The sequence below is a fragment of the Williamsia sp. genome (assembly GCF_016462415.1).
Classification (GTDB): Bacteria; Actinomycetota; Actinomycetes; order Mycobacteriales; family Mycobacteriaceae; genus Williamsia_A.
The window spans coordinates 1-4,314 of the sequence record NZ_JAEMTF010000135.1 but is presented as its reverse complement, the minus strand read 5'-3'; the positions used below and the strand labels follow the sequence as shown (position 1 = coordinate 4,314).

Annotated in this window: 6 protein-coding genes; 4 read left to right on the top strand and 2 right to left on the bottom strand. The window is 65.3% G+C overall.

Annotated features, from left to right (window positions below; translation table 11 throughout):
• Positions 1 to 80: 80 nt before the first annotated feature.
• From JHC79_RS21240 to JHC79_RS21230, 3 genes are all read left to right on the top strand, one after another.
• Positions 81 to 701 carry a trypsin-like serine protease gene (locus tag JHC79_RS21240; RefSeq protein WP_296394599.1) on the top strand — a complete coding sequence of 207 codons (621 nt, stop codon included), beginning with the start codon at positions 81 to 83 and terminating at the stop codon, positions 699 to 701.
• Between the two features lie 70 nt (positions 702 to 771).
• Positions 772 to 1,788, top strand: coding sequence for a zinc-binding dehydrogenase (locus JHC79_RS21235; RefSeq protein WP_366783166.1), 1,017 nt, complete (start codon positions 772 to 774; stop codon positions 1,786 to 1,788).
• Positions 1,789 to 1,894: 106 nt separating this feature from the next.
• Positions 1,895 to 2,311, top strand: coding sequence for a hypothetical protein (locus JHC79_RS21230; protein ID WP_253660761.1), 417 nt, complete (start codon positions 1,895 to 1,897; stop codon positions 2,309 to 2,311).
• 132 nt (positions 2,312 to 2,443) lie between these two features.
• Here JHC79_RS21230 and JHC79_RS21225 read toward each other — a convergent pair whose 3' ends face one another.
• Both JHC79_RS21225 and JHC79_RS21220 read right to left on the bottom strand, forming a co-directional pair.
• Entirely contained in the window at positions 2,444 to 3,160 is a 717-nt protein-coding gene (locus tag JHC79_RS21225) for a TMEM175 family protein (RefSeq protein ID WP_296394596.1), read from the bottom strand.
• Positions 3,161 to 3,182: 22 nt separating this feature from the next.
• A complete protein-coding gene (locus JHC79_RS21220) occupies positions 3,183 to 3,734 on the bottom strand; it encodes a DUF6790 family protein (protein ID WP_296394593.1) in 552 nt (183 codons plus the stop codon).
• 58 nt (positions 3,735 to 3,792) lie between these two features.
• Here JHC79_RS21220 and JHC79_RS21215 point away from each other — a divergent pair, with 58 nt between their 5' ends.
• Entirely contained in the window at positions 3,793 to 4,281 is a 489-nt protein-coding gene (locus JHC79_RS21215; RefSeq protein ID WP_296394591.1) for a MarR family winged helix-turn-helix transcriptional regulator, read from the top strand.
• Positions 4,282 to 4,314: the final 33 nt, after the last annotated feature.

Here is a 4,314-nt window from a genome sequence, read left to right as displayed (position 1 = left end):
TCAGCTGAGCAGTCATCGCTCGAGATGCTGCGTCCCGTGAACGGAATGAGGTTGCTGTGCTGCGTCGATGCGTATACGTGATGACAACGGTGGCGGCGGCCGTGGTCGTCGTGGTGACGGGATCGGGGAACGCCGCGGCCGCGACCCCACAGGTGCGGTCAGGTATCGAGATCGACATCGACGACACCGTGTTCACTACCGCGGCATGCACTCTGGGTGCGGTGATCACGCCGAACAAGGCGGTGACCGCGGGTCATTGCGGTGAGGTCGGCAAGTCGGTGTACGACCGTAACGGCGTACGCATCGGCAGCATCACGGCGAACCTGCTGTCGCGGCAGGCCGACCTCGCGGTGATCAGTCTGGCCCGGGGAGTCCGCGGCCGGGTCGATGCAGTTGACTACGCTTCCCGGTTCGACCGCGGCCAACCGGTGTCGAAAATCGGTGCCACAAGCGGATTCACGACCGGCTACGTCACCGATCCGGCCTTCCGCAAGCGCGTCGCTCGCGGGTTCGTCCTGCGGCCGCCGTTTCTCGAGGCCCACACGACGGTGACAGTGGACAGCCGTTTGCGGTCGGTCTCCGGTGACAGCGGTGCCGGAATCCGCTCGGGAGGACGAATCGTTGGCATCTTGTCGTCCGGCACCGATCGGGATGACACCGCATTCGCACCGCTGTCCCTGCTGCCGCCCCGTCTGCGATAGCACCCGTGACGACGTCTGCGCGTGCACAGATCCCGGCTGTCACCACAGCACCACATCGAAGGATACGACGATGAACGTTGCCCAGGACGTTGACCACGGCGACGCGTCCATGCGTGCGCTCGTCCAGCACGAGTTCGGCGATCCCGCTGTTGTCCTCACGACGGAGGAGCGCCCCCTACCCGAGCCCGGTCCTGGACAGGTACGCGTTCGAATGCTTCTGTCGCCCATCCACAATCACGATCTGTGGACCGCGCGAGGAGACTACGGGGTGACCCCTGACCTCCCAGCACAAGCTGGAACCGAGGCGGTCGGCCTCATCGACGCGCTCGGTGACGGCGTCGACCGCCTCGCGATCGGCCAGCGGGTGGTGAGCGGCAGTGCCTTCGGGGTGTGGGCCGAGTACTTCGTGGCGCGCGCATCGGATGTCATCGCGGTGCCGGATGAACTGCCGGACGAGGTCGCGGCCCAACTCGTGTCGATGCCGTTCTCCGCGATCAGCCTCCTGCATTCACTCGACCTGGCCGAGGGGGACTGGATCATCCAGAACGCCGCGAACGGCGCTGTCGGAAGGATGATCGCCCAGCTCGGTGCAGCGCGCGGCCTGAACGTCATCGGTCTGGTCCGCCGCGCCGCCGGCGTCGACGAGCTTCGGCAGCAGGGCATCGACAACATCGTCTCAACCGACGCGAGTGACTGGCGTCAGCAGGTTGCCGACATCGCCGGTGACAACCCGATTCGCGTGGGAATCGAATCGGTGGGGGGTCGAGCGGCCGGGGATCTGCTGTCTCAACTCGCGGTCAACGGCACGCTCGTCGTGTTCGGGGCGATGGCCTCGCCGACCCTCGAGATCTCCTCCGGTGACGTGATCTTCAAACAGGCTGTGGTCAAGGGCTTCTGGGGAAATGTCGTCAGCCGCGAGATGCCGCGCGAGATCAAGAGGACTCTGTTCGGTGAGCTCATCGGACGCGCGATCGACGGCACGCTGACCCTTCCTGTCGCCGGTGTACATGGCCTGGACGACTTCGACGCCGCTGTCGCTGCCAGCCTCGAGCCCGGACGGATCGGGAAGGTGCTGCTGAGTTCCTGACTCAGGCACCACGCGCCCAGCGACGGTGCGCGCCCGTCACGGCGGCACCACTGCACATCAATCTGGTCGGTATCTCACCGACATACCCTGGTACAGGAGAACTGCAATGAGACAATCACGCATCAGCAGGATCGCCGTCGGTGCGATGGTCGCCGCCGCGGCAGCAGCCGGAACGGTCATGGGTGGTGGCGCCCCGGCCACCGCGGCACAGGTCTACACGGTGAATCATTCCCGCACTTCGGTCGTGGTCTTGAACCACGCCGAAACGGTGGCCGCCGCGCAAGTCGGTGCCGGACACCTCATCAACGCCGTTCTGGGCAACGATCACTGGGGCGTGACCCTCGAGTCCGACTCGCGCTATTCCGATCGCTGGTACTACCGCCCCGACAAGGGCCGTGCGTGGAACAACGTCACCGGGCAACAACTCGTCGCCGAAGCGGCGGCGCATCCCGGCGGGCGCGTGGCGCTGGGCTACACCCCCAGCATCCCTGATCACCCGCTGTGGGTCCAACAACTGTGGTGACCGACCAACGCGTCCCCGCCGGTGGCGACGCTTCGGATGAATACCACTGTTCGGCTTCGGATGACGACGATCCTCGACCGACTGACGCCGACATCCACGAAGCGCTGTTGGCCCCGTACAACGGCTCCACGGTCATCGACGAGATCGTCCGGGTACTAGGCGGATTGGTCGAAGTCGGCGCCGAGCGGAGAGCCTCGCACCCGGCGTGATGTCGGTGGTGTGTTCGGTCCGCCGTTGCAGGAGATCGGATCCCCACCCGGCGGGTACGAGCAGCAGTAGCCACCACACGCCGGACTCCGGTAGGACGATCGTCGCCACGAGAGCGACGAGCAGGGCCGCGAAAGTGAGCCAACTGTTCGCCGGGTGAAAGTCGCTTCGATCATCGTCGATGCGGAGAGACCGATCGCGGACGACGAGTGCCTCCATGAGCGCAAAGGTGAGGCTGGCGACGGCAACAGTGCCGACGTACAGAGCGTTTGCGGGTGAGCTCTGCGCCGCGGCGGCGAGCATGTTCGACACAACTGGGAGAAAGACGATGCTCGCGATCCAGAACAGGTTGACCCGCATGAGGGCCGGGGACCAGGCGTTCACTCGTTCGAACAAGCGGTGATGCATCGTCCACATTCGGGCGATGACGGCGAAGCTCACGAAGAACGCGATCACGGTGCCGCGGTGCTCGTCGAGCAACTGCCACACGTGATCGGGTCGCGCGTCGGACACGGCGTCGACCAGGGGCAGCAGTAGCAGCGTGATCGCAATCGCAACGGTGGCGTCGGAGAAGTTCACGAGTCGATCCAGCCCTCGCGGTGTGCCCGACTCCTGGGTGGTCGACCGCATCATTCGGGTCATCACGAAATCCTTTCCTCGCCCATCAGCGGAGAGCGTTCGAGGATGTCGACCGCGCTGTCGCCTCAGTCGGAGCAGTGCGCACGCCGGCGTCCGTTCGGCGACTGCGAACCGCGAGGATGATCATCACGGCGGGGATGGCCACGTCGTAGACGAGCACGCCACCTGTGTTGCCGGGTGAGAAGTTCCCGTGAGCGATGGACTGATAGACGTGGCCGAGCACCGCCCCCCACAGGAACATGCCGGCGGTCAGTCCGGTGGTGACACGCTCGCGTGGACCAGCATGAATGGCACGGAACCCCGCGACTGCGAGTCCCAGGTTCGCGAAGGCGATCTCGGTCACGAACGGCGTGTGTGCGAAACCGATTGCAGTGGTCATCATCTCGGGAGCGAGCAGAAACGAGATGGTCATCCACGCGCTCCCGCAGCCGAGCGCCACCACCGCCCACCAGCGCTGCCAGATCTCCAGCCGCGTCAGTGACGTGGTGCGGGCCGAGTGGACGGTTGCTCCGATGATGGCTGCGAGCACCCAGACGGCGGGAACGGAGGTTTGCGCGACGAACATCGATGTGGACATGGTCCGACCCTTGCATACGCAAGGTTGCGCGCGCAAGACTGTACTGTAGGCTGCAGATGTGGATGACGGCCTTGCAGACCTGCTTCACCGTGTGGTCGCGACCTTTGGGGAGATAGCCCGTGGTCGCATCGCGTCGGAGTCCAGCTCGCCGCAGCTCACATACACGCAGACCCGCATCATCGGGACCCTTGAGGAGGCGCCGAGGATGACGCAGCGTCAATTGGCCGATGCTCTCGGCCTCTCTGAGGCTGCGACATCCCGTGCGCTACGGACTCTTCGAGAAGCCGGATTCGTGGAAACCGTCATCGACGAGACCCACGCCGGTCGCCGGCTCGCGTCGGCAACTCGGGCCGGCCTGCAGACCTTTCATGCCTCCGGTGCTGCCATGGAAACCGAACTGCGTGACTGGCTCGTACGAGAAGGCTTCCCCTACGAGGACTACGTGGCTGATTCGAAGCGGTTGGCCGACCTACTGGCGTCGCTCACCCGGACTCCGGCCTCGACCCGCGACATCCCGATGAAGCCGGACGGTTCCGTGAACCTTTGAGGCGGAACGTCTGCCTGCAGTGGTGGCACGCCT

What these genes read in the sequence shown, in the direction of transcription:
- JHC79_RS21220 (WP_296394593.1), bottom strand. Translation starts at nt 3,734, where the DNA reads ATGTCCACATCGATGTTCGTCGCGCAAACCTCCGTTCCCGCCGTCTGG.
- JHC79_RS21235 (WP_366783166.1), top strand. Translation starts at nt 772, where the DNA reads ATGAACGTTGCCCAGGACGTTGACCACGGCGACGCGTCCATGCGTGCG.
- JHC79_RS21230 (WP_253660761.1), top strand. Translation starts at nt 1,895, where the DNA reads ATGAGACAATCACGCATCAGCAGGATCGCCGTCGGTGCGATGGTCGCC.
- JHC79_RS21225 (WP_296394596.1), bottom strand. Translation starts at nt 3,160, where the DNA reads ATGACCCGAATGATGCGGTCGACCACCCAGGAGTCGGGCACACCGCGA.
- JHC79_RS21240 (WP_296394599.1), top strand. Translation starts at nt 81, where the DNA reads ATGACAACGGTGGCGGCGGCCGTGGTCGTCGTGGTGACGGGATCGGGG.